The organism is Pseudanabaena sp. PCC 7367, assembly GCF_000317065.1.
Classification (GTDB): Bacteria; Cyanobacteriota; Cyanobacteriia; order Pseudanabaenales; family Pseudanabaenaceae; genus Thalassoporum; species Thalassoporum mexicanum.
In genome coordinates this window covers 3,612,783-3,637,122 of the sequence record NC_019701.1, presented here as the reverse complement: position 1 = coordinate 3,637,122, position 24,340 = coordinate 3,612,783, and the positions used below count along the sequence as shown (strand labels likewise).

Annotated in this window: 17 protein-coding genes; 7 read left to right on the top strand and 10 right to left on the bottom strand. The window is 47.2% G+C overall.

Translation table 11 applies throughout. The features are described from left to right. Positions 1–81: 81 nt before the first annotated feature. From PSE7367_RS14425 to glpX, 4 genes are all read right to left on the bottom strand, one after another. Positions 82–1,077, bottom strand: a complete 996-nt coding sequence (locus tag PSE7367_RS14425; RefSeq protein ID WP_015166093.1) for a methyltransferase domain-containing protein — start codon at positions 1,075–1,077, stop codon at positions 82–84. A gap of 182 nt (positions 1,078–1,259) precedes the next feature. Beyond that, on the bottom strand, positions 1,260–2,306 hold the full coding sequence (locus PSE7367_RS14420) for a glucokinase (RefSeq protein WP_041698509.1): 1,047 nt from the start codon (positions 2,304–2,306) through the stop codon (positions 1,260–1,262). A gap of 490 nt (positions 2,307–2,796) precedes the next feature. Next, complete coding sequence (locus tag PSE7367_RS14415; RefSeq protein WP_015166091.1) at positions 2,797–4,101, bottom strand: glutamyl-tRNA reductase; 1,305 nt, start codon at positions 4,099–4,101, stop codon at positions 2,797–2,799. A gap of 550 nt (positions 4,102–4,651) precedes the next feature. After that, on the bottom strand, positions 4,652–5,692 hold the full coding sequence (gene glpX / locus PSE7367_RS14410; protein WP_015166090.1) for a class II fructose-bisphosphatase: 1,041 nt from the start codon (positions 5,690–5,692) through the stop codon (positions 4,652–4,654). Between the two features lie 698 nt (positions 5,693–6,390). On the opposite strand from glpX, the gene purF reads away from it, so the two are divergent. The 7 genes from purF (at position 6,391) to priA (ending at position 18,002) form a co-directional block, all read left to right on the top strand. Continuing rightward, positions 6,391–8,061 carry an amidophosphoribosyltransferase gene (purF, locus tag PSE7367_RS14405; RefSeq protein ID WP_015166089.1) on the top strand — a complete coding sequence of 557 codons (1,671 nt, stop codon included), beginning with the start codon at positions 6,391–6,393 and terminating at the stop codon, positions 8,059–8,061. After that, positions 8,054–8,512, top strand: a complete 459-nt coding sequence (locus PSE7367_RS14400; RefSeq protein ID WP_015166088.1) for a VOC family protein — start codon at positions 8,054–8,056, stop codon at positions 8,510–8,512. The genes purF and PSE7367_RS14400 overlap by 8 nt, the downstream gene beginning before the upstream one ends. Positions 8,513–9,519: 1,007 nt before the next feature. Then, on the top strand, positions 9,520–11,043 hold the full coding sequence (locus tag PSE7367_RS20585) for a hypothetical protein (RefSeq protein ID WP_015166087.1): 1,524 nt from the start codon (positions 9,520–9,522) through the stop codon (positions 11,041–11,043). Positions 11,044–11,286: 243 nt separating this feature from the next. Then, complete coding sequence (locus PSE7367_RS14385) at positions 11,287–11,685, top strand: DUF3119 family protein (RefSeq protein ID WP_015166086.1); 399 nt, start codon at positions 11,287–11,289, stop codon at positions 11,683–11,685. Positions 11,686–11,826: 141 nt separating this feature from the next. Next, positions 11,827–13,107, top strand: coding sequence for an FGGY-family carbohydrate kinase (locus PSE7367_RS14380; protein WP_015166085.1), 1,281 nt, complete (start codon positions 11,827–11,829; stop codon positions 13,105–13,107). Between the two features lie 72 nt (positions 13,108–13,179). Continuing rightward, positions 13,180–15,321 carry an NACHT domain-containing protein gene (locus PSE7367_RS14375; protein ID WP_015166084.1) on the top strand — a complete coding sequence of 714 codons (2,142 nt, stop codon included), beginning with the start codon at positions 13,180–13,182 and terminating at the stop codon, positions 15,319–15,321. A gap of 71 nt (positions 15,322–15,392) precedes the next feature. Further along, positions 15,393–18,002, top strand: coding sequence for a primosomal protein N' (gene priA, locus PSE7367_RS14370; protein WP_015166083.1), 2,610 nt, complete (start codon positions 15,393–15,395; stop codon positions 18,000–18,002). A 9-nt stretch (positions 18,003–18,011) separates the two neighbouring features. Here priA and PSE7367_RS14365 read toward each other — a convergent pair whose 3' ends face one another. The 6 genes from PSE7367_RS14365 to PSE7367_RS14340 form a co-directional block, all read right to left on the bottom strand. Continuing rightward, complete coding sequence (locus PSE7367_RS14365) at positions 18,012–18,548, bottom strand: hypothetical protein (RefSeq protein WP_015166082.1); 537 nt, start codon at positions 18,546–18,548, stop codon at positions 18,012–18,014. 138 nt (positions 18,549–18,686) lie between these two features. Beyond that, entirely contained in the window at positions 18,687–19,631 is a 945-nt protein-coding gene (locus PSE7367_RS14360) for a CoB--CoM heterodisulfide reductase iron-sulfur subunit B family protein (RefSeq protein ID WP_015166081.1), read from the bottom strand. Between the two features lie 289 nt (positions 19,632–19,920). Further along, on the bottom strand, positions 19,921–20,976 hold the full coding sequence (locus PSE7367_RS14355; protein ID WP_015166080.1) for a succinate dehydrogenase/fumarate reductase iron-sulfur subunit: 1,056 nt from the start codon (positions 20,974–20,976) through the stop codon (positions 19,921–19,923). After that, the gene (locus tag PSE7367_RS14350) at positions 20,960–21,940 is read right to left on the bottom strand and encodes a GDP-mannose 4,6-dehydratase (RefSeq protein WP_015166079.1); all 981 of its coding nucleotides are present in this window, start codon (positions 21,938–21,940) and stop codon (positions 20,960–20,962) included. The genes PSE7367_RS14355 and PSE7367_RS14350 overlap by 17 nt, the downstream gene beginning before the upstream one ends. Positions 21,941–22,056: 116 nt before the next feature. Next, the gene (locus PSE7367_RS14345) at positions 22,057–23,247 is read right to left on the bottom strand and encodes a glycosyltransferase family 9 protein (RefSeq protein WP_015166078.1); all 1,191 of its coding nucleotides are present in this window, start codon (positions 23,245–23,247) and stop codon (positions 22,057–22,059) included. A gap of 32 nt (positions 23,248–23,279) precedes the next feature. Continuing rightward, positions 23,280–24,296 carry a hypothetical protein gene (locus PSE7367_RS14340; RefSeq protein ID WP_015166077.1) on the bottom strand — a complete coding sequence of 339 codons (1,017 nt, stop codon included), beginning with the start codon at positions 24,294–24,296 and terminating at the stop codon, positions 23,280–23,282. Positions 24,297–24,340: the final 44 nt, after the last annotated feature.

Here is a 24,340-nt window from a genome sequence, read left to right as displayed (position 1 = left end):
CCGCGATCGATTAAGCAGTCACAGCATAGAGGGTTACAAGTTGAATTATTCCCGATTGTGGGGGCTATCTAACGCTTGGAATTAAGCAGCCAATTCAGCCGTTTGCGCCGCTGCGGGGGATGGTGAATTGGGCGATCGCTTCGCCTTAAACATGCCAAACCGACATAAGCCAGCGCCGAACGCTAACCGCATCAATAGGATCGTGGGGACTTCCCGCACTGACTTCAAGAAGCCAGGTAAACCTAAGCGCAAAAAGCCCTGTGGCCTGATCACACCCTGCCAGATCGAATCGATCCAGGAAGGCAGCGTTTGCTGAGTCCAATCATCAGTAATCACCTCGCCCTCGACCATCCCCGTTGCCGCCAACTGCTCCGCAAATCCTTCAATACTAGCAAAGGCCGGATGTGCCCATTGATCGAGCAACTGCCGCATCACGGGTTTTTCCCAGAAGTTGAGGGGAACCTGGCGATCGTCCCGTTGATTCCAATCCGCCACCACCAGAACTCCGCCTGGTTTGATTACCCGCAGTAATTCCCTGGCAAAAACTTCCTTGTCGGGCATGTGGGGCCCCGCCTCGATCGACCAGACCACATCAAAGCTCTTGTCAGGAAATGACAGCGCCATTGCATCATCAACCTGAAATTTAGCGCTTACGTCCGATGGCGTTAACTCTTGCGCCCGCTTCACCTGCTGCGGACTGATCGTAATCCCCGTCACATCAAACCCATAATCCTTGGCCAGAATCCGACTGCTGCCACCAATACCACAACCCACATCCAGCACCGTCGTACCCTGGGGTAACTTATCCAGTCCACCCCAACGCACCATTTCATCCACAAAGTCGGCCTTTGCGGTTAGGAAATCGCGCCGTTGCGGTGGTGCGCCATAATAACCCAAGTGAATATGCTCACCCCAGTAAAACTCCAGGATGCCATCTTCTGTCCAGTCATCATAGGAATCGGCCACCGTTGTAGCGGATTGATAGGTACGTGCCGAAACCAGATAAATCACCAGACCGATCGCCAGCAATGCCAGCAAAATTCCTAAATCAAGGTACAGGTTCAAGTCGATCGCCATATCTATCCAGTCGCTCCTAAATTATTGGCAAGGATTTCAATATCTCATAACTTATAGAGGTGTTACTAACCCCGATCGATAGAGGTGCAGCAATTTTGAACTAGTTCTTTTTCTAGAAAGATATTATGCAAAATCGAGCCAGCGCCTATTGATTACAACTCAGCGATCGCTATGCTCACCGACTAGCTTTTAAGCAAACTAGCTGCATGGAGTGTCGCCCCCAATAACCCCACCTCCTGATTTAAAACTATTTGAATCGGCACTTGATCTAGCACCCGGCTCAATCGCCCTTTATCTTTGAGCACCTGCATAAATCTAGGCGATTGCAGAAGAGGTAAAACTTTCGGCGCAATTCCCCCCGCAATATACAAACCACCACGGGGAATCAAAGTCAGCGCCAGATTACCAATCACCGCTGCGTAGGCATCGGCAAACATCTGCATGGTTTTTTCAGCACGGCGATCGCTACCACGCAACCCCGCCTCGGAGATCGCTGCCGCTGGCGAAGTGATCGTGGCTCCGGTTTCCCAGTCTTTTAATTTTTTCTCTAGCCCCACCTGATCGCTGCCAAAACCACGATCGCGCAAAAACTGATAGAGCGTGACGATCCCCTGGCCAGAGACAAGCCGTTCAATTGAAATATGGGTCGATCGCTGCCATAGATAGGTAAGCAGATCCATTTCAAGCTGATCGCGGGGCGCAAATTCCACATGACCGCCCTCGGAGGCATGAACCTTATAGGCATCGCCATCCCAGGTCAGATAACCCATCCCCAGGCCAGAACCAGCCCCAATCACACCGATCGGCGCTTGCGGATCTTTTTTGCCCTTTTGAAGGATATAAAGCTCTTTCGGCGCTAAACCCAGCACGCCATGACCGATCGCCGCAAAATCATTGATCAGCGCTATATGCGCCACCTCTAATTCAGCGGCCATGCGATCGCCATCCAGTTGCCAACTGAGATTGGTTAGGGCACAGCGATTGTCAACCGTTGGCCCAGCAATGCCAAAGCAAGCTACCTGGGGGTGATTTGCACCAGTTAGATCAATCTGGCCAATCTTAGTAGCAGCAGTCAGAAAGACCTTGACGATCGCCGCTAGACTATCAAATTCAGCGCTTACATAGCGACGCTCAAACAGAGGATTGAGGGCGATCGCCTCTGGCTCCACCTCTGCTAGCCGCAATAGCGTTTTAGTGCCGCCAATGTCCCCCGCCAAAATAGTTGTCATGCCTAGCCCTTTAGTTCCCAACTGATGTAGCGTTCCTGTTCCAAGTATTAAGTATAAGCATTGCTAACTAAAAAAAGAACTCCTACAGGTTGAATTACTCCTGCAGGAATCCTCTTCTTAATGCATTTTCAAGGGACTTCTTTGACATAGATACCCGCAGGATGAGGTGTTTAAGTCATAACTTGCACAACATCTCAATTGAAACAGTATTAAAGACTAAGTTGTAAGTCGATATATGACTGGCTGGTATTGGTCTAGACATGGGGAGATCTAGTGAAAAACAAAGCAATAGCAAGCATTACTAAGATCGCATCAACATATCTACGACACCACCAAATGCCTCAAAGCCACATCTAGCTTAACTAACCTCAAATCGATGAGAAACGATCGCTAATGTCGCAATAGGATTTTCAAGCCAACCAGCATAATGACAGATTAGGGGGCAAAAGATCGATCGACCTCAGATTTAACTAATCAGATTTAATCAAAATTAAGTCGATTGATCCTTAAGGTGGGTTTCTAGATTAAACAACTCATGCAGCGTATGCATAGTCCGCCTTCTGGCTTCAATATCCTGCTGAGCCCGCAACTGCACCATTGGATCATGCAAAATTTTATTGATGATGCCACGGGTCAAGTTCTCAATAATATCTTGATGCTTTTCCGCAAACTCATTACCCAGCCTGGATAGCGCCTTTTCTAGCTCTTGCTCACGGATTACTTCCATTTTCTGGCGGAGTTTGCTGATCGTAGGCACTGTCTCTAGCGATCGCCACCAGGTTTCAAACTCTTCGGCGCAGCCCTCTAGCAAAATTTCCGCCTGCATGGCCATTTGCCGCCGGCTTTCCTGGTTCTCGGCCACCACTGCTTCCAGGTCATCAACGTTATAGCAATTGACATTTGCTAATTCTTTCACGTCAGCATGAACATTACGGGGCACCGAAATATCCACAATCATCAAGCCACTGTGATCGCTCACAACAGGCGCTAGGTTTGATTTGGATAGCAATACATTGGTGGCACCCGTGCTGGTAAACACCAGATCAGAAACCGCTACACAATCACAGAGATTATCGATCGGCTGGATTTGGAACTCAGCCCCCTCAGCTTCACAGCTAAATTGAGCAATTAAATCCTCGGCTCGTTTGGCAGAGCGATTGACGATTGTGATTTTCTTGGCTCCCTTCGAGAGTAAATGCTTAACCAACAGGCGCGACATCTTACCCGCCCCAGCGATCGCCACATGCTTATCACTTAGGTCTTGTAGTTTCATTTGAGCTAGCTCCACCGCCGCCGAGCTGATCGAAACTGCGCCAGTACCAATGTCGGTTTCGGTGCGTACCCGCTTACCCGAAGAAACTGAATGCTTAAAGAGTTGATTTAAAATCCGTCCTGCACCCTTGTGCTGCTGAGCCAGGCGATGGGTTTGCTTAACCTGAGCCAGAATTTGACCTTCCCCCAGCACCAGACTATCTAAACCCGCTGCCACCCGCATCAGGTGCATCACCGCATCCTGGCGTAACAGAATAAACAAATAGCGCCGCAGCATATGCAATGGTAATTCACTAAACTCAGACAGAAATTGAGCTGTCTCCCTAATGCCACCCTCGGTTTCGCGCATTACTACATATAATTCCAGGCGATTGCAGGTGCTTAAAACCGCCGCTTCATCGATATTCGGGTAGCTAGTTAGTTGATTGAGGGCGCTTTCTACTCTGGCTTCAGGAATGCTCAGCTTTTCGCGCACTTCCACGGTCGCCGTTTTGTGACTCAAGCCAATGACAGCAATATTCATATCTAATCGTTTCTTATCTATTTATATTTATATGCTCAAAACTTAAATATCGAAGATATACAGAATGTTTAGGCCACAAGTTTAAATTTATTTATATTTGTTTACAGAAGTCATGTTTCTAATTAATTAATGAAAGGCATCGTCCCCAGTTAAACCCCAGTTAAACCCCAGTTAAACCTCGATGAGATACAAGATTCTCAGCCATTAATACAAACCTAGCGATCGGCCTGTGGTAATTAATAGCCCGATCAAATAAAAGTTAAAGCCCTAAAAATTAAATCACCGTGGTTAAAGATGATCAATTATCAATTGTCTGCTAATTATTACAAAGCTAAACCATAACCAGGGGTTATTTATCAAAATCGCGCAACTGTTTACATTTTTTATTTTTTGCTAGAAAGCTGGCAAAGCAAAGCCAGCCATTTACTAATCCATTTACTAATAAAAACAACATCAGTAAGCTAGCTGGCTATGATTGAAACTGGGTGGTTAACCACTGATCGGTTTGATTAACTCGATCGTGCCTAAATTAGAGGCTAGGCTCAAAGTTCTAATAGAGGCTCAACACCTTCGGCTTGTCGCTAGTAACATGAATGGTGTCTACAAATCTAGCGGTCCTAGACTTGCTCGAAATTACCAATGATTCAGTACGGCAACCGCCAGAGAAGAATCTTACTCCTTCCATTAGGGTGCCAGTGGTAATCCCACAAGCAGCAAACAACACTTCGCGGCCAGAAGCTAGTTCCTCAGCACCATAGACCCGATCGGGATCTTCAATCCCCATCGATCGCAGACGTTCCAGGTTACCCTCGCGGCTTTCACCAATCAGGCCGGTTTTGACCACCTCTGGGTCATAGATCAACTGTCCTTGGAAATGGCCACCCAAGCAGCGCATTGCCGCCGCCGAAATCACCCCTTCCGGTGCAGCACCAATCCCCATCAAAGCATGGATGTTAGTACCGCTGAAGGCGCAAGAAATGGCCGCCGAAACATCACCATCACTAATCAGGCGCACTCTGGCTCCCGCTTCACGAATCTCCGCAATTAGATCTTTGTGGCGGGGACGATCCATCACTACCACTACCAGTTCAGCCACGTCCCGATCCATACAATCGGATAAGATCTTGAGGTTTTCGGTGGCAGATTTGCGGATATCCACATGATTGCGAGCTACGGCTGGAGCCGCCAGCTTTTTCATATAGAAGTCAGGAGCTGCAAAGAGGCCACCCTTTTCGGAAATTGCCAGCACCGCCATTGAACCATTTTGGCCATAGGCGACCAGATTAGTACCTTCACAAGGATCTACGGCAATATCAATTTCGGCTAATTCTTCGATCGTACAAACTTCAGCGGCATTCTCCTGGGTGCAAATACCAACCTCTTCACCAATGTAGAGCATCGGCGCATCATCACGCTCACCTTCACCAATTACGATCCGACCCCGCATGTGAATTTGATTCATGCGCTCGCGCATAGCTTCTACAGCCACTTCATCGGCGGTGTCTTTCTCGCCCTTGCCCATCCATTTTGCTGAGGCGATCGCAGCCTGTTCAACAACTTCAATAATTTCAAGGCTGATTGTGTTGTCCATGCGTAGCGTACTCTCCTAAATTTATTCCTAGATTTTGCGTTTTATAGCTGTTGTTCAAATCAATCAAGGCTTGCGAAACCAATTAGAGCCTGAGCCAAATTATGGTCAGTGTGGGCTCTAAACTTTGGGATTTAGATTAAAGTTCATCCCACTAACTGGATCATTAAAATAGGCTCGCTCAACCTAATTTCATCGAGCAGATTAATTATTTTCTTAATCGCCACCAGCTCACAGAAAAGTTAAGCTAAAGGTATATCGATCAATCCAGAGCCACTGCCAATTAAACTGAGAGAATAGGGATGTTCTAAGTCTGGCAAGTCGAGTCTCTCCAATGCTCCCAAACAAGTAATGTAATTATTGGCTCATAAATGTCAATATTCTTGGATTCAGGGCTTGAGCGATATTTATCTTGATATCTTGATCGAAATCAAGCGGATATGCGGTCAATATCTGGAATTTATGACATTTAAAACAAATACTGAATATTTGGGAAAGGGTCTTGTTGATCGGATTTAAATCACTTTTACTCCAATTCTGGCTGCGTAGCCATCTATTAGTTTACAAGCCCGATTGACACTCTGACTCAACTAATCTTGCTCTATCGGTGTTAATTTTTGATTGTGGGGGTTAAGCAAGGTTAGGATAGACAGAGGGCTTAACCTTTTGTTTACTTGAATAAAAAATTATTGGCGATCGCTATGACGCAAGATATGGGCTCAAATTTTGACGAATCAGGCAATATTGATCATCACAGTGGTCTGGCTCAGCCGATCGCTAACCAGGATCATGCAATTCCATCAAATTCTTTGCAAATGAAGTCAAGTGTTCCAGATGCGATCGCTCACTTCAATCAGTTTGACCAATTAGACCAATTAGACCAATTAGACCAATTAAATTCTTTGGCCGATCTTGATGATTCACCCAAGGAAGCATGTGGTGTGTTTGGCATTTTCTCAGATACCGAAGATGTGGCCAAACTGGCCTATTTTGCCCTCTATGCGTTGCAGCATCGCGGCCAAGAATCAGCCGGGATCACCACCTTTGATCCATCGGGTACTTTTACCCGCAAGGATATGGGGTTGGTTTCCCAGGTGTTCAATGAGCATAATCTGGGCGATCTACCGGGGATTATTGCGGTTGGCCATAATCGCTATTCCACCACTGGTTCTAGTAAAATTGCCAATGCCCAGCCGATCGTGTTAAGCACGCGCTTAGGCGATCTAGCCCTGGCTCACAATGGCAATCTGGTCAATGCCTTGGAGTTACGCACCGGCCTGGTAGCACGTGGTTATACCCTCGAGAGTAGCTCAGATTCCGAGGCGATCGCCTATTTGATCAAAGAGGCAGTAGACGCTGGTAAAGACTGGCGGGAAGGGATTACCGAGACTTTGCATCAATGTCAGGGGGCGTTTAGCCTGGTAATTGGTACACCAGAGGCGGTAATTGCCGCCAGAGATGCCAACGGGGTGCGGCCATTGGTGATCGGTATGATCTCTAAGTGCAGCCCCGATCGCCCTAACTGTAGCCCTGACAGCCCACCTAGTTATGTATTTGCCTCCGAAACTTGCGGCCTGGATATTATTGGGGCGGAATATTTGCGCGATGTGGCTCCTGGTGAGCTGGTTTGGCTTGATCATAATGGCTTGAATAGTCAGTTTTGGACAGAGGAGCGATCGCCCAAGCTGTGTATTTTTGAAATGATTTATTTTGCTCGCCCCGATACCTATATGCAAGGGGAAAGCCTCTATACCTATCGGCTGGAGCTGGGTCGCTATCTAGCCCGCGAGCATCCGATCGAAGCGGATTTAGTATTTGGTGTGCCCGACTCCGGTATCCCAGCCGCGATCGGCTATTCCCAGGCATCAGGTATTTCCTACTCAGAGGGCTTAATTAAAAATCGCTATGTGGGGCGTACTTTTATTCAACCTACCCAGGCAATGCGAGAAACTGGGATCCGGATGAAGCTCAACCCGCTCAAGGATGTGCTGGAAGGTAAGCGGGTAGTGGTGATTGATGATTCGATCGTACGGGGTACCACCAGCCGCAAAATTGTGCGGGCATTGCGTGAGGCAGGCGCAAAAGAAGTACATATGCGGATCTCATCGCCGCCAGTCACCCATCCTTGTTTCTATGGCATTGATACTGATTCACAAGATCATTTGATTGCCGCGACCAAATCGGTCGAATCGATCGCTAAAATCATAGAAGTTGATTCCCTTGCCTACTTGAGCAGTGAAGCAATGTTAGAGGCAACTAAATCAAATCCCCAGCATTTCTGCTCGGCTTGTTTTTCGGGGGAATATCCCATCCCCGTGCCCGATAAACTCAAGCGCGCCAAACTTGTCCTAGAACTGCAACACCATGAGTAATCAGATCCTCTTTCACCTTTCCTTTCCGGTTTTAGATATCCCTAGTACCAAAAAGTTTTATGTTGATGGCCTGGGATGCTTACCAGGGCGTGAATCCGAAATTTCACTAATTCTTAGTCTCTATGGCCACCAGCTAGTTGCCCATGTGGTGCATGAGCAGTTCGAACCGCAGGCTGGCATCTATCCGCGTCATTTTGGTTTGGTGTTTTATTCAGAAAGCAATTGGCTGGCTCTGCTAGAGCGGATTCAATATAAACAGCTTGAGTTTTATCAACAACCCAAGGTGCGTTTTCCTGATACTCCCCTGGAGCATCGCACTTTCTTTTTGCAAGACCCATCGGGAAATTTATTAGAATTCAAGCATTATCGATCGGAGTCGGCGATCTTTGGCGAGCGAGATTATCATCAAATTGGCGATCTAGTTACTTCAGAAAATAATCATCATCATTGATCCTACTAGCCTGGCAAGTAATTTAGCATTGTAAATTGTGGGATAGCTTAACTATTTAGCGATCTGGCCAATGGACACTGGGCATATATTTGTCATTTATGATGCCAGATGCCGGCATTTTTATAACTGGTCGATGCAATGTGTCTAAATTTATGAATAGTTTGCTTACCTCTCTCAAATCGATATGCCTGCAATTATTAGGCTGGCAGGATGGTCAAGTGCCTCTAATTTGCAACAAAACAATCAGGTGGAATAGTAAGCTGATGCAAGGATTATCCATTGAAATTATGGGTTTCAATGCTTGATTGGACTTGATTGGATTAGTTATTTGCCATGTCTGTTAAGTCTGTGTAACTATGATGGCGATCGCTAAGTAATTGTTTTGTTTCAGCATAATTGACCTTGGTTAATTGCCAGCAATTGGTTAATTATAGAAAAGAGCCAACATGATTTAGCCAGTCAGAGCTAAGTTAGTTTTTTGTAGTAAGTTGGCGATCGCTAAGATCAAGTTCCCTGGATTATCCATACAGCCAAACTAGCAAGAGTAATAGTTACACATTTTTTGATCAAGGGTATTTAACCGGATTTGATCTAACCTAGGTTTTAATTATGCTTAACTAATGGGGGCAGATTAAAATTAACTTAGGGTGGGCACAAATTAACTAAATTAATGACGTTGCACATAGGTGGAATAGTTTGGCTATTTAGCGATTGGGCGAATTAATACCAGACATGCTTTTGATATTTAAGATGTGATATTTAAGATGTCAATATTTCCATCCTTGACCTATGCAATGCAAAGTTAATTGTTATGAACGGTTTTGTTTGATTGGGCAATTAATTTGTAGGGCAATTACACTTAAATTTATCAACATTGATCAACTAGACTTGTAGACTTGTTACCTGGATTCAATGATATGGCTCATTGATCGCAGAGGAAATGATTTAGCAAACTAAATTGATTTGATCGGTTAAGGTGCGGGTAGGGCTTAGAAAAGGATAGCGATATGGCGGTAGGGCAAAATATTTTAGAACTAGCCAAGCAAGGGGATGCCGATGCGATCGCCAGTTTGATCAATCGTTCCTTGCAGCCAAAGGGCATCACTGCCACGGCCGAGAGCTTTGGTCAAGAGCAAGAAATGCAGGAGCTAGAAATCACGCTGCTCTCTGCTCAACTGCCCAGTCGTACTGCCCTGCTCAGCATCATCAAAAAGGGGATGGCATCGTTGCAAGTGCGATCGATCTCCCTGGTGCGAGTCTATGCCCGTCAGATCGAAAATGCCAGCCTGTTCTGGGAAAGTGAATTTACACTGGGCTCTAGACAAACTGCATCCCAGACCTCCTCTACAACTCCAAGCCCTATAAACACCGCTACTGAAACCACTGCAAATAATACTGATTCTGCCCAACCCAGCCAAAGTGAAGGCTCAACTCCAGAGGCGCGATCGACCAACCTGGCAACACGCCAAACCAAAGCCAGTGAAGGACTGGTGTTGTTGGACAGCATGGCCGAGATGCAGCGCACTGGTAAAGCTTATCAGGATGTGGTGATCCGGTTTATGGATCAGCGTTACGACACGGTGCGATGTATGACTACGCTCAAGGAATTTGTGCAGGTAATCAGTCGGAGCCATTTTTCCTTTGCGGATATGGCTGGCAATCCCAACCTGCGTAATTTAATCGATACGATCGCCGACAACAGCATCACCGATCGGGATGGCAGTCATGTAATTGAGAATGTGTCTATTTTGCAACCTGGCCAAAATTGGCAAAATGCGCGAATTCGGCTGATCAATCGCGTCATTTTTGAACCAGTGATGGAGCCACAAACCGATCGCCAAACCTATGGCCGCTATGACAATGATTACGCCGATGATTATGTTAATGACTATACCGATGATTATGCTGATCAATATGATGCAGACGAAGTCATCACCTTAGATGTATTAGACCCAGATCAGGCCGCTGAGGCCGAACCAAGTGCAACCAAATCTTCAGCCCCTAAATCCTTAGATCCGGTTAATCCAGTTTCGGGAACTGCTCAGGTAGGTGTGACAGCAGCTTCTAATCTTAATCAGGTTAGTCGCTCACTCATTGATATTGATGACACAACCACTTCAGACAGTCCTGCCGAAGCTACAACATCGACAGATCCAGCCAATCAGTCCGCTGCCAAAAATGATGGCACGGTAACAAGCAACAATTATATAGACTATCCCACCGTAGAATCGCTATTTGATGAATTTGGGCAAGAGGGTAATCAAACTAGCGATCGCTCTGCCTCAAGCACTAATCAGCCAGATCAAGATGATTCAGATTTAGACAATCTTGATCAACTAGAAGCAATGCTGGGTGACTTACCACCGCTTGAGCATGATTCAGCGAGTCAAATCGATCGGGGTGCTGATACGGTTAAGGAAAAATTGGCAAATGGCTCTGAGTCGAATGATTCGGATGATTCGGATGATGAGGAAAGTTCGCCGAGCCTGACCCTGGATCAGTTTGCCAACGATATCTGGGAGACCGTTTAGCTTTAGTATTTTGGGTCTATGTACATGACCGCAAGGCGATCGATTTGTGGCTTTAAGATAAACCTTGAAGATGCCTATTTAAAAATGCGATCGCAATCAGTCCTGGTATTCATGTCAGATGCAGGTTGCTTTGCTAATCTTGAATATTAAGGCCTGATTTTAAGCTAGATTCGAAATCAGGCGCGTGGATTTTGCCCCAAACAGCACCTAGATAGACAGCCCCCAGATAGCAGGAGAGAATTTATGACGATCGCCAATGATGCCAATGAGTCGTTTTCGTTGCAAAACACCGAACTCAAATCTAGTTTTAATATCCCGATTGTGCTAACCACAGCCGCGATCGGTCTTTCTTTCTTGAATGTGTGGGTGGGCGTAGCGATCGCCATTTTTAGCTTGTTCCTGACGATCCAGGCGGCCACGTTGCGATTGATTTTTACCGAAACCGATTTAGATATCTTTCGCGGTGAAAAACTAATCCGCCGCTTTCCCTACAAAGAATGGTTGAACTGGCGCATTTTCTTTGCCCCAGTGCCAATTTTGTTCTATTTCCGCGAAACCAAAAGCATTCACTTTTTGCCGATCTTGTTCGATCCCAAAGCCCTCGAAGCTTGCCTGGAAAAGCATTGCCTGAAGCAAGAATAGATTATTAATCGGTAGTGCTGAACAAGTAAGGATTTAGGAGATAGTTGAATATTTATAACCCAAACAAGCTAAGCTCCGAATTTCAAATCGATTGCTAATTATCCTTACTACTGCATGACCACCTATTAATCTGTTTGCATTATGGATCTCTACCTGGGCATTGACTTTGGCACATCGGGAGCCAGAGCGATCGCCATTGATCAAGCTGGCAAAATTCGCGCTACCCAAAAACTCAACTACAACATTAACGCCGCGATCTCCTGGCGGGATAGTCTCTATGCCTTGATCGTGGCACTGCCGATCGAGATCAGGCAAAATATTAACGCGATCGCCATTGATGCCACCTCTGCGACGGTGCTGATCGGCGATCGAGATGGCAAGCCGATCGGTGAGCCAATTTTATATCACGATCCACGTGGCGCATCATCGCTTGAAAAATTGCGGCAGATTGTGCCCGATCGAGAACATCTGGTGCTCAGCGCGACTTCGAGTCTGGCCAAATTAGTCTGGTGGTTGGCGCATAATTCTCAATCCCAACCTGAAGCTTATTTAATGCATCAGGCCGATTGGCTGGCATATTGGCTGCATGGGCGGTTGGGAGTGAGTGACTATAACAATACGCTGAAGCTGGGATATGACGCGGAACGGCTGCAATATCCCGATTGGCTTGAAGATTGGCGATCGCAACATGCCCCCAGGATCTACTTGCCCAAAGTTGTCGCACCGGGTAAGGCGATCGGTAAAATCCTGCCAGAAGTCGCGGCAAAACTAGACCTCAACCGCGATTGCCTTGTTTGCGCGGGGACAACCGATAGCACGGCGGCGTTTCTGGCTTGCCTGGGGAATGAACCACCAAAGGCAGGAATCGCGGTAACTTCGTTGGGTTCGACGCTGACGATCAAGGTGCTGGCAAACAGACCGATCGCTAATTTGGCATCTGGCATCTATAGTCATCGGTTGGGCGATCTGTGGCTGGTGGGGGGTGCGTCGAATACTGGTGGGGCGGTGTTGCGGCAGTTTTTCAGCGATGCGGAGTTGCAAGCCTATAGCGATCGGATTAACCCCGACATCCCCAGTCCGCTGGATTATTATCCACTACCTGCGCAGGGCGATCGCTTTCCGATCAATGATCCACTGCTGGAACCGCGCCTGGAACCAAGGCCGACTGATCCGGCGGCGTTTTTGAATGGTTTGCTGGAGGGGATCGCGGCGATCGAGGCGCTGGGGTACAACGTGCTGGCGGAGTTGGGGGCGCAGGCGACGCTGGTTTATACGGCGGGGGGCGGGGCACAAAATCAAACCTGGCGGCGGATCAGGGCGAGGAAATTGGGGTTGCCGATCGTGGTGGCGGCGCAAACTGAATTTTCTTTTGGGGCGGCGTATGGGGCGGCGATTTTGGCGTTGCAGGGCGCTGGGGTTTAAGGTTGTTTTTTGGTTTCGGGATGGGTTTTGGCTTTATTCTGGTAGTTATCTGTATTTGTGCTGGGTTTATTTATGGAACCGATTTCTACCGCTATCCTTACTACGGCTGCCGTAGGTGGTTTGTCCAAGTTGATCACAAATGTAATTGCAAATTATGGTGAAGAAGCTTTAAAGCGCTTCAATATAGATCTTACGGATAGTCCTGACAAGGTTTTTGCAAGGCAATTTGAAACTTACATTCGTAAATATGATGATCGCCACGGTTCATTGAAGGTTGCCTGTGTGCGGATGGATCAGCCCATCTCTCTGGATGAGGTATATACAGGGGTAAGGCTACTAAGGAGATCGGACTTACAAAATTATTTTGAATCACCGGATGGTTTGCAAAAGCTATTTCGAGAGAGTGGTAAGCGTCAATTTCGGTTTGAAGAGACAGAAACCAGACCAGGGCTCGAAGTTGCAAACGAGCAGCAACGCTTATTAGTTCTTGGTGCGCCTGGAATTGGTAAATCTACTTTTTTACGCAAGGTTGGGCTTGAGGCACTTAAACAAGAGCAGGGTAGCTATGAACATATTTTAATCCCAGTTTTTCTGGAGTTGAAGCAGTTTAAAACCCAGGATAAAAGCATTGAGGATTTTATTGCTAATGAATTTAGAATTTGTGGCTTTCCAAATCCAGAAATTATTACTAAGTATGCATTAGAGGCTGGCAAGTTGTTAGTTTTATTAGATGGGCTAGATGAAGTCCCGAAAGAGAATGAAGATTTCGTGATTCAGCAGATTCAAGATCTAATTATTGCCTATGACCAGAATCGATTTATTGCTTCTTGTCGAATTGCTGCATATAAAGGTGGCTTTGAGCGATTCACTGATGTGGTAATGGCTGAGTTCGATGAGCCACAAATAAGGGATTTTATTGGGAATTGGTTTAAGTCCGAGCCAGAAGTAGGAGAAGATTGCTGGAAATTACTAAAACAAGATTCATACAAATCTACCCTTGATCTTGCTCAAACTCCTCTTTTATTAACTCTGCTATGTGTGGTCTATGGCAAATATACAGAACTGCCTAAACAAAGAGCTGAGCTTTATGGAGAGGCGCTTGACGTTTTATTACGTGAGTGGGCTGCTGGAAAACGTTTAAAGCTCAGTGTTTATAAGCATTTTACTGCTAAGCAAGAGCTTATTTTGCTATCTAAGATAGCTTACGAAAGTTTTAGTGTTGACGAGTTATTTTTCAGCAAGAATTGGGTTGTTGAGCAAATCGAGCATTTTCTTGCTGGTAACTTAAATGCTCCCCAAGATCTTGATGGGGAAAGCGCGTTAAAAGCAATTGAAGTACAGCAAGGAATTTTAGTTGAGAGAGCGCGTAATGCTTATTCTTTCTCTCATTTAACCTTTCAGGAATATCTAGTTGCAAAATATGTTGAATCACATCGTTTGATAGAGATTCTTTTGACCGAACATTTTGTCGATAGGAAATGGCGAGAAATTTTTTTACTAGTTGCAGGATTAATGGAGGAGGGAGCAGATTTACTATTGCTAGCAATGGAAAAGCAAATACAAAAGTTTGCTCAAGATATGCCAAAACTACAAAAGCTACTCGTCTGGTCGGAAAAGGTCACTAGGGGATCTCGAGGAAAATGCAATGCTAATGCTAAAAGATCTGCTGCTATCCTTTTTGCACTTCATACTGATCTTTCACGAGTTAATATAATCAATCCAGGTCATACTCAGACTACCCTAATAGACATTATGAGTGCCAGCCTCCTTGCAAGCATGTGTGGCCTTGGAACAGATCTTGAGCTGCATACAAGAAACTCTTATGACCTTGCAACTGCAATAAAGATCGGTTGGGCAACAGAAGCGTTGAAAGCAGCTCAAGATCTTTCAAAAATATATGAATCGATCAATATATTTAATGAAAGCATAAATCTATACGCTTTCATTAACCTACTAGAAAAACAAATTGATTTACAAGAAACTTATGGGATTAGCGAGAATGCAACTTCCTTTCTTGATGAACTTCATGAAACAATAAAGAAAGTTTTGCATCTTACAACAGTAGTATCAGAATTTTCTGAAGAAGAGAGAGAAGCTTTGGCGGGATATCTGTACGCTAATCAGCTAATGATTGAATGCAAAGACTCTGCGATTTATCTCTCTACTGATGCCTGGAAGCAGATCGAAGACCGGATGCTTTTGCCACCCGACTAACCCAAACCCAGAAAAACGCGCTATAATAGAAAAACGTACAGATATTCTTGGCATATGCTAAAGTCATAGCCATGTCCACCCCCCCCCAGGCAATTCAAGCCCCAGAAACCGCCACCAGCCGCTATGTCAAGGTGCTAGCCGATTGCGTTGGCATTGATGGCCTGCTCACCTACGCGATCGCACCGGGCATGACGATCCACCTGGGCGACATCCTCACCGTCCCCCTCGGCAATCGCTACGTTGGTGCAGTGGCGCTGGAGTTTATCGACACGATCGAGCCCAATCAAGACCAAGCGATCGCAATCAAGCCCGTCTATGGCGTGGTCAGTTCCGGCGTGCTGCCAGCATCCTTCTGGGAATTGATCGCCAAAACCGCCGACTATTACCGCACCCCCCTGATTCAAACCGCCAGAGCCGCGCTGCCGCCCAAGTTGCTCGATCGCTCCAGTTATCGGGTGCGCCTGGTAGATCAGTTAGAAAAAGAGGCGATCGACCTGGATAGTCTTTCCACCCCGGCGCGATCGGTGCTGGAATTTTTGCAAAATCATGCTTCTAGTAAAAACGCTAAAAAAGGCATCTCCCGTCGCTATCTGCATCAAAAAGTACCCCGCCATGCCAGCGCTGGCCTGAAGCAACTGCAACAGCTTGGCCTGGTTTCGCTCTATCTGGAGCCCCCCCACCGACCCCAGCCAAAGTATGAAGATGTGGTGATCCTGCTGCAATTCCCTGCCGCCGAGGTCACCGATCGCCAAAAAGAGATTTTAACCATCTTGCAACGGATGGGTGGGGAATGTGTCCGAGCGGAATTAATTCGCGCTGCCAAAACCACTTCTAGCACGGTTAAAAAGCTGGCAGAAAAGGGCTACATTGCGATCGAACCGCGTGAGTCGTTGCGATTGGGCGATAAGGAGCATCTGGTGGCCGCCGATGTACCCAAAGAGTTAACCGAGGCGCAAAGTAAGGCATTGCAAGCGATCGAAGAATTAGCAAAGAATCCCGAAGCCGATCAAACGGTTTTGTTGCATGGCGTGACTGGTTCGGGCAAGACGGAGGTTTACTTACAGGCGATCGCGCCAGTGCTTGAGGCTGGCAAATCAGCGCTGGTATTAGTGCCAGAAATTGGGCTCACCCCCCAACTTACCGATCGATTTCGAGCCAGGTTTGGTGATGCGCGGGTAAATGTCTATCACTCCCAGCTTTCCGATGGGGAGCGGTTTGATACCTGGCGGCAGATGCTCAGCGGCAATGCCCAGGTGGTGATCGGCACGCGATCGGCGGTGTTTGCGCCCCTGCCAGATCTGGGTTTGATTGTGCTGGATGAAGAACACGACAGCAGTTTTAAACAAAGCCAACCCCAACCCTGTTACCATGCCCGCACCGTTGCCCAATGGCGATCGCAAAGCTCTCATTGTCCATTGATTCTGGGCTCGGCCACGCCTTCGGCGGAAATTCTCGATCAGGTAGGCGCGCTTGAAGATTTAGAGACGGCGATTACATTAGGTTCAAATGAAACCAGCATTGATAATCCCCAGTATTTAGTCTTGCCGCAACGGATTGGCGCTAAACCAATGCCGCCGATCTCGGTGGTGGATATGCGCTTGGAATTGGAAAATGCCAACTATTCGATCTTTAGCCGCAAGCTGCAAGGGGCGATCGCCAATTTATTAGACCAAAAGCAACAGGGCATTTTGTTTATTCATCGACGCGGCTATAACACCTTTGTGTCTTGCCGGAGCTGCGGGTTTGTGATGAAGTGCCCCCATTGTGATGTGTCGCTTTCCTATCACAATACGCCTTTTGCCACGAGTGCCGATCGAAAAGAGCCACCAACCTATTCCGCTTCACCCTACGCCAAGCAGGAAAAAAATGAGGGTAGTTTGCTCTGCCACTATTGCGGTCATCGTCAGATTAAGCCGCGTCAATGTCCGGCCTGTGATTCGCCCTACTTCAAGCATTTTGGCAGTGGGACGCAGCGGGTTGAATCGGAGCTAAAAAAACTTTTCCCCCAGGTGCGATCGATCCGGTTTGATAGTGACACTACGCGCAATAAGAACCAACACCGCCAACTAATTGAGCAATTCCAGGCGGGCGAGGCAGACTTACTGGTGGGCACGCAAATGTTGAGTAAGGGCTTAGATATTCCCCAGGTGACACTGGTGGGTGTGGTTTCCGCCGATGGGCTATTAAATTTCTCCGATTATCGGGCTAGTGAACGGGCGTTTCAGGTGCTCACCCAGGTGGCGGGTCGAGCCGGACGGGGTCAGGAACCAGGCCAGGTGATTATGCAAACCTATACACCGGAACATGCCACGATCGAAGCGGTTAAAAATTATCGTTTCACGCAGTTTATTACGACCGAGATCAAGCAGCGACAGGCTTTTAATTATCCCCCCTTGGGGCAAATGGCCTTGATTCACCTTAGCAGTACCTCGGCGATCGCAGTAACTGAAGCGGCGAAACAACTGGCTAGCAACTTAGAGCAATTTGAACCGAGATGGGAGATCCTAGGGCCTGCTCCGGCGGCGATCGCGCGGCTAAAAAATCGGTTCCGCTGGCAGATTTTGCTTAAATTCAGTCCCGACTTGCACCATACCTTGCCGAGTTTGGAGGAACTAAGAATGCTGGTGGGCGATCGGCAGGTACGGGTTACGCTTGATGTTGACCCATTGGATATTCTTTAAGGGTTTTATTTACTTCATGTCGCTCTCATTCTGCGCTTCATGAGAGGATTGCCGATCGCTGTCAGTAGAGGCTTGATCAGGATCACTCAGATCGATCGTGATATCTGTTACCGGCTCGGCTGAATCATCATTCAGAGCACATACTTTCTGCCAGAGAGGATGCTTGGGGCCTCGGCGGCGAATCTCTGATACTTCTTTAACCAGTTCTTGATGCAGCCCTTCACTGAGATTCAAAATATAGGCACTCTGGCGCAACAGCGTAGACAGGGTGATGCCAACACACAGCCCCAGGCCAATAAAAGCAGGGCGATTATACCTGATACTAATCCTGACCGCTGCCCAGGTAAAGTGTTCTAGCCAAAGGGCAATATCACTGCGCAATAGCCAGAGACAAAACAATCCCAAAGTTAACCACAGGATCAAAATCCCCCACCAACGCCGCCGGATTTGCAACTGAAAGAGGCGATCAATCTGGCGTTCCAGATGCGGATCATCATGGCGATCGAGATTAACACTGGTTGAATCTTGCTCTTGCTCAAAAAACATTAACTAACTAGAACCATAGAAGTTGCCCTAAACTCAGGCTAGCTCGATATACAAAGTAGCCAACTATTTTAGCCATTAACTAGAATAACCAAGATATCAGGTAGTAGGGTTGGAATAAGATTAAATCTCTTTGATCGCTCAGGCCAGTCCCAGCTTAGTTAAAACCTTTTGGGTTGAAACCACATGCTGATTCAGCCCCAACACCTTAGGGTCGAGCCCTAGCGCCAGACCGATTAACTGAGGCAAGTGCAAAATCGGGATATCCAACTTACGATCGATCACCTTTTCTACTTCCGGTTGGCGCGAGTCTAAATTAAGGTGACAGAGGGGACAGGGCGTGACAATGCAATCTGCACCCGCATCGATCGCTTCGGTTAAATGCCTACCCGCCAACGAAAAAGACGCATTGGTAGCATAACTAGAAATCGGCCAACCACAGCATTGCACCCGACCTTGATAGTAAACGGGTGTTGCGCCCAGGGTGCGAAATACTTTTTCCAGTGATTCCGGTTGATAGGGGTCATCAAAGCGGGTTACGGTTTGGGCACGCAACAAATAGCAACCATAGAAAGCGGCACAGTTGAGGTTTTTTAGCGATCGCTGCAATTTAGTCTGCAATCGCTCCAGGCCATAGTCACGCAGGATTACCCACAGCAGATGTAAAACCTCGGTCGATCCTTTAAAGTGCTGTCCTTCGGCCGCTAATAGTTCATTTACTTGCTCGCGTCGATCGGGATCACTAAATTTAAGCTTGTCATTCACCCGACCAATCACCCCCTGACAAGTGCTGCATTGGGTCATTAGCGGTAGATCGATCGCTTCCGCCAAGGCAATATTACGGGCATTAACGGTGTCTTCCATTAACTCGGAGGTTTCCTTAAAAGTGCCGGAACCACAACAGGTAGCCTGCTCCAGCTCGACTAGCTCAATCCCCAGGGTTCTAGCGATCGCCAGGGTGGAATTGTGCAACTCCTGACAGGCTCCCTTGGCCACGCAACCAGGATAGTAGGCATAGCGAAAACTCGGCTCACCATTGCTGAATTGTTTGGCTGATTGGTCTTTGGGTATTTGCGTGCTGGTCATTAACTCTATTTCCTTTGTATCTCTGGATGGGCGATCGCCTGATTAACTAACTTTATATTTGGCGAAAAACTACCGTTAGCAAGTTAAGCAAATCTTCTATCTATATATCTATTGGTAAAGCAAGTAATGAGTGATCAATTAGATTTTGGTGCTATTGATATCCCTATTCAAACCAATATCTCCAATACGCTATATGCTGTGAATAGATCTTGTGGTGAACAAATGTCGAAAACGGCTCTAGGATCTTAGTTGCCTCGTTGCAATCTTTGACTTTTACAGGGAATCTAATCTAGTTTTTTGATTGATTGGTTTTTGACTGGTCTGGCTTAGTTGGATTAGCCTTTTCTTGCTTTTGCACTGCTTCGATCAGCGATCGTACCTGCTTAGTACCAGCCGAAGGCTTAAACAACCACGGCCAGGGCATTTTGCCGCTGAATACCATCCGCAATCCCAGGGGCACCAGACTAAATAGGCCGCCCACATCCTTGAAATTATTACCCACCACCTCCAGGCCAAATTTGCTCTCATCAATCCAGCCTTCCCGTTTCACCAGCGATACCATTACATGGCGATGGCGTTGCGGCCTGGTTTCGGGCAGACTTTCATCTTGCAAAATTTCGTGCTTGACCTGAGAGATCCGATCGAGCGGTTGCACACCCACTGGGCAAACTTCATTGCAGTTGTAGCAACGGGTGCAGCCCCACACAAAATCCGGCTGGTTATATTTACTCACCCGATCGTCATATTGCTCGTCCCGATTGTCCGCCATCACCCGATAGGCTTTGGCGAGGGCATGGGGCCCGACAAAATCTTCATTCACCATCAGCGCATTGCAATCGGAATAGCAAGAACCACACAAAATACAATTAGCGGCTTCTTCTAGTTTTTGGCGCTGGGCAGGCGTTTGCAAAAACTCCCGATCGTCTAACTTCCGCGCAGCACTGGACACATAGGGATCGACCCGCTCCAGATTTTGCCAGAACTTACTCATATCCACCACCAGATCCTTAATCACCGGCAGATTTTGCATCGGTGCGATCGTCAGCACTGGCTCAACTTCAATCGGTTCATTGCTAATTGGATCAATCCGGCCTATGCCGATCGCCTCACCCACTTTTTGCTGACAAGCTAAGCCCGCGCGACCGTTAATATGCATGGCGCAGGAGCCACAAATCGCATTGCGGCAATTACGCCGAAACACCAGCGAACCATCCTGTTGCCATTGGATCAAATTCAACGCATCCAGCACTGTATTCTTATCGGGATCAACTGAAAGCTGATAGTCCTGAAAACTAGGGGCGCGATCGCGGCCAGCCTGTCGTTTAACTCTAACTGTGATGTCCATCGCTACTTAATTCCTTTTGCTTAGCTGCTACCATCATCCTCACCACATCCCTCATCTTGTATTGTGCCTGCCAACCTAGCTTTTCTAGCGCTTTCTTTGGATTTCCTTTACCAAATGCAATATCAGTTGGGCGCAACAACGTGGGATCGCTAATCACATATTTTTGCCAATCCAAACCCACTGCCCCAAAGGCGGCGGCAACAAAATCCTGGAGGCTACTGCTTTCGCCCGTGGCGATCACATAATCATCGGGCTGTTCCTGTTGCAGCATTGCATACATTGCTTCAATGAATTCTGGCGCCCAACCCCAATCCCGTTGCACAGAAATATTGCCCAGATTCAGCTTATCCTGCTGACCAGCAGCAATCCGGCAAGCAGCGGTCACGATCTTTTGGGTCACAAATCGTTCCGGACGCAAAGGCGATTCATGGTTAAACAAAATGCCGGAACAGGCAAAAATGCCATAGGCTTCGCGGTAGTTGGCCACTTCCCAGAAAGCGGCAGATTTGGCCACGGCATAGGGGCTGCGTGGTTTGAATGGAGTAGTTTCCGAGGCGCTATTTTGCCCCACATCCCCAAAGCATTCACTGGAAGAAGCATTGTAAAACTTGATTGGCTGCTCCATAAACCGGATTGCCTCCAGTAAATTCAGCGATCCCACCGCGATACTTTCCAGCGTTTCGACTGGCTGCTCGAACGAGAGCCCCACCGAGCTTTGCCCCGCCAGATTATAGATTTCATCGGGCTGTGACTTTTTGAGCACTTGCAGCACACTGCGAAAGTCATTGAGGGCGGCTGATTCAAGTTTGGTGCGATCGCGGATTCCCAACTTAGTCAAATTGCGAAATGATGACATTTGCGCATCCCGCGAAGTGCCCCACACCTCATAGTCCTTATCAAGGAGTAGCTTGGCCAGATAAGCCCCGTCTTGTCCAGAAATGCCACAAATTAGCGCTCTTTTCATCCTTTGCTTTCCCCCTCAATCACAGTTGAACTAGATTTGAATTTGGCTTTGAACTTAAGTTAAGTATTGAGATTAGTTTTGAAAGTAGCTTGGCATCTGTTGCGATCGCATTCAATCTAGCAAACTTCTAGTAAACCAGTTACGATCGCTGCCACCTCAACTGGATTATAAATATCATTGCGATCGTCGGTTTCTTTGCCATAGACCCAGCAAGTTTTTGCATAGCCCCACTGGGCTGCATGTTGTTTAGCCGACGGAAAGAAATCGCCCAACAGCACCACATTGGCAATCGAAAAAGCTGCGGCCACATGCATTAGCATACTGGAATTACAAACCACCAGATCGCTGTGACTAACCAGGGCAAAGGTTTCCCGCAAGGCCAAATCTCCGGCTAGATTAACCACCTGATCGGCTACTGCTGCGATTTGATCGCCCGCGATGCGATCGCCCTTGCCACCTACTATCAAAATCTGGAGTGCTTGAGCTTGTTCCTGAGTTTGATTTGAGGCAGATAGAATTTTAACTAATTCAACATAATGGTTTAATGGCCAGGCTTTTTCTACAAACCCAGCACCGGGACTAATCACAATTCGTTTAATTTTGGATTGAGATACCTGGTCTGATGCTGATGATGGCAAGGGATCATTGCGATCGCCCCCCTGATTAAATTTAGCCTCTAGATCAGCCCATATTTGTTGCCCCGCTTGCTGTTCTGAACTAGTCAAAAAAAGCTGGGGTCTGGCTTCAGGGATTTCGCTGGCTCCCAGGAGTTCGGCAAATCGCAACGCCGATCGCCCCACCTGCTCCCAGGGATTATAGTTTACCGATTGCTGCGTAGCCGTGTGGCCTCCGGCAAACCCCTTTACCCCCAAGCGATAGGGAATACCAGCCCGGAGCATAAACAGGGAGCCAAATTGACTGCCAAAAATATCAATGCCGATCGTAAAGTTTTGCTGTTTGATTTGCTTCAACTCATGATCAGTAAATAAATAGCGCCAAATTGCAGCCAGACTCTGATCGGCAGTAAATTTGTTATACCAGGGGGCAGTTACTGGCATAACCCGATCGATATGGGGATTGCCCTGCAAAATATCTTTGCTCCATTTACCCACCGCCGCCACGATCTGAGCATTGGGAAAACGCTGACGCAGGGCTGCAAACAATGGCGTAATAACTAACACATCACCGAGATCATTATTGCGCAACACCAGAATTGACTCCGGTTGAGCTGGCACCGTGGTTAATCGAGGTGTAGCCTGGGCGATCGACCAGACGATCGTTTCGAGCAGCCTTCTTTTCCAATTCATCTAGTTTTTTAGCTGTTTAGCTTTTTACTTACCTAAGCAAGTCCATGGGCTTTGCGCCAGAGCCAGTTTTTATGGGCAGTAAAACCATGTTGTGAAGCCCAGGCCGAGAGCGGAATCGGCATATCTTCTGAGCAAGCATAATATGCCCAGGCTCTTTCATAGGGGGTTGCACCGCGATACCATGCACCCACCCCATAAGGCTCAAGCGCATTGACCAGCTTTTGCTTGAGGGAACCAAGGATTTTGGGCTTAAGCCAGGGGCGGCGCAGGGATGCACCATGAATAATGAATTTAACCTGATCCGCAGGTCTTAAATCGCCTTGACGGGGATAGGGGAAAGGGCGATCGAAAAATATGGTGGAGAAATTAGCTAAGTCCAGCACCCGACTGGGAATTGAATATAATTTGCGACCCTGCTCACGCAAAATAATATTCAGAATATCCTGTTGAAAGTGGAAAACGGCATAGGGATCGCAGCAAGTCTTCAGCATACCAGTGAGATGGGTACAGGACAGTTCTGTCCAGCGATTGACCACCTCTCTATCCCTGGGCAATGAAAATCCTAACAGGCCACAATTGATGTAGTCATAGGGGCGTAGATCGTCGATCGACAGGCCTAACTGTTCACATTGATTGTAAACACGCACATCGTAGTTATCATATTTAGGTTCGGGTTCGGTACTAACAATAATCCCTTCCTTCAGGGGCGCGAACAAATGACCGCATGGTCTTTCAAACACAATATCCGCATCCAAAAAGAGATAATTGCCATCGGTTAACAGCGGCAGAGCATTTAGTCTATGGATGCTGGAAGAATAGGTGCCATCAAATCGATCGAATTGTAGTACAGACAGTTGCGGATGTTTGGGGGTAGTTTTAACTACGACCTCATCATTAGTTAAAATCTTGAACTCGCCTTTGAAACGATTGGAAATTGCACTATTAAACAGGGCATAAACCCCAGGCATGAAATTAAAGTCGGTATAGGAAATGATGCAAATGTCTTGCCCCCAATCGAGATTATTATCATCTTGCTGCATAGTGACCATGGCATGCTTTTGAGTAGATTCCTTGGCAATGATTTTAGAATTTA

Bases quoted from the DNA above. Each gene is read 5' to 3' on its own strand.
- PSE7367_RS14425 (WP_015166093.1), bottom strand. From the start codon at position 1,077: ATGGCGATCGACTTGAACCTGTACCTTGATTTAGGAATTTTGCTGGCA.
- PSE7367_RS14420 (WP_041698509.1), bottom strand. From the start codon at position 2,306: ATGACAACTATTTTGGCGGGGGACATTGGCGGCACTAAAACGCTATTG.
- PSE7367_RS14415 (WP_015166091.1), bottom strand. From the start codon at position 4,101: ATGAATATTGCTGTCATTGGCTTGAGTCACAAAACGGCGACCGTGGAA.
- glpX (WP_015166090.1), bottom strand. From the start codon at position 5,692: ATGGACAACACAATCAGCCTTGAAATTATTGAAGTTGTTGAACAGGCT.
- purF (WP_015166089.1), top strand. From the start codon at position 6,391: ATGACGCAAGATATGGGCTCAAATTTTGACGAATCAGGCAATATTGAT.
- PSE7367_RS14400 (WP_015166088.1), top strand. From the start codon at position 8,054: ATGAGTAATCAGATCCTCTTTCACCTTTCCTTTCCGGTTTTAGATATC.
- PSE7367_RS20585 (WP_015166087.1), top strand. From the start codon at position 9,520: ATGGCGGTAGGGCAAAATATTTTAGAACTAGCCAAGCAAGGGGATGCC.
- PSE7367_RS14385 (WP_015166086.1), top strand. From the start codon at position 11,287: ATGACGATCGCCAATGATGCCAATGAGTCGTTTTCGTTGCAAAACACC.
- PSE7367_RS14380 (WP_015166085.1), top strand. From the start codon at position 11,827: ATGGATCTCTACCTGGGCATTGACTTTGGCACATCGGGAGCCAGAGCG.
- PSE7367_RS14375 (WP_015166084.1), top strand. From the start codon at position 13,180: ATGGAACCGATTTCTACCGCTATCCTTACTACGGCTGCCGTAGGTGGT.
- priA (WP_015166083.1), top strand. From the start codon at position 15,393: ATGTCCACCCCCCCCCAGGCAATTCAAGCCCCAGAAACCGCCACCAGC.
- PSE7367_RS14365 (WP_015166082.1), bottom strand. From the start codon at position 18,548: ATGTTTTTTGAGCAAGAGCAAGATTCAACCAGTGTTAATCTCGATCGC.
- PSE7367_RS14360 (WP_015166081.1), bottom strand. From the start codon at position 19,631: ATGACCAGCACGCAAATACCCAAAGACCAATCAGCCAAACAATTCAGC.
- PSE7367_RS14355 (WP_015166080.1), bottom strand. From the start codon at position 20,976: ATGGACATCACAGTTAGAGTTAAACGACAGGCTGGCCGCGATCGCGCC.
- PSE7367_RS14350 (WP_015166079.1), bottom strand. From the start codon at position 21,940: ATGAAAAGAGCGCTAATTTGTGGCATTTCTGGACAAGACGGGGCTTAT.
- PSE7367_RS14345 (WP_015166078.1), bottom strand. From the start codon at position 23,247: ATGAATTGGAAAAGAAGGCTGCTCGAAACGATCGTCTGGTCGATCGCC.
- PSE7367_RS14340 (WP_015166077.1), bottom strand. From the start codon at position 24,296: ATGGTCACTATGCAGCAAGATGATAATAATCTCGATTGGGGGCAAGAC.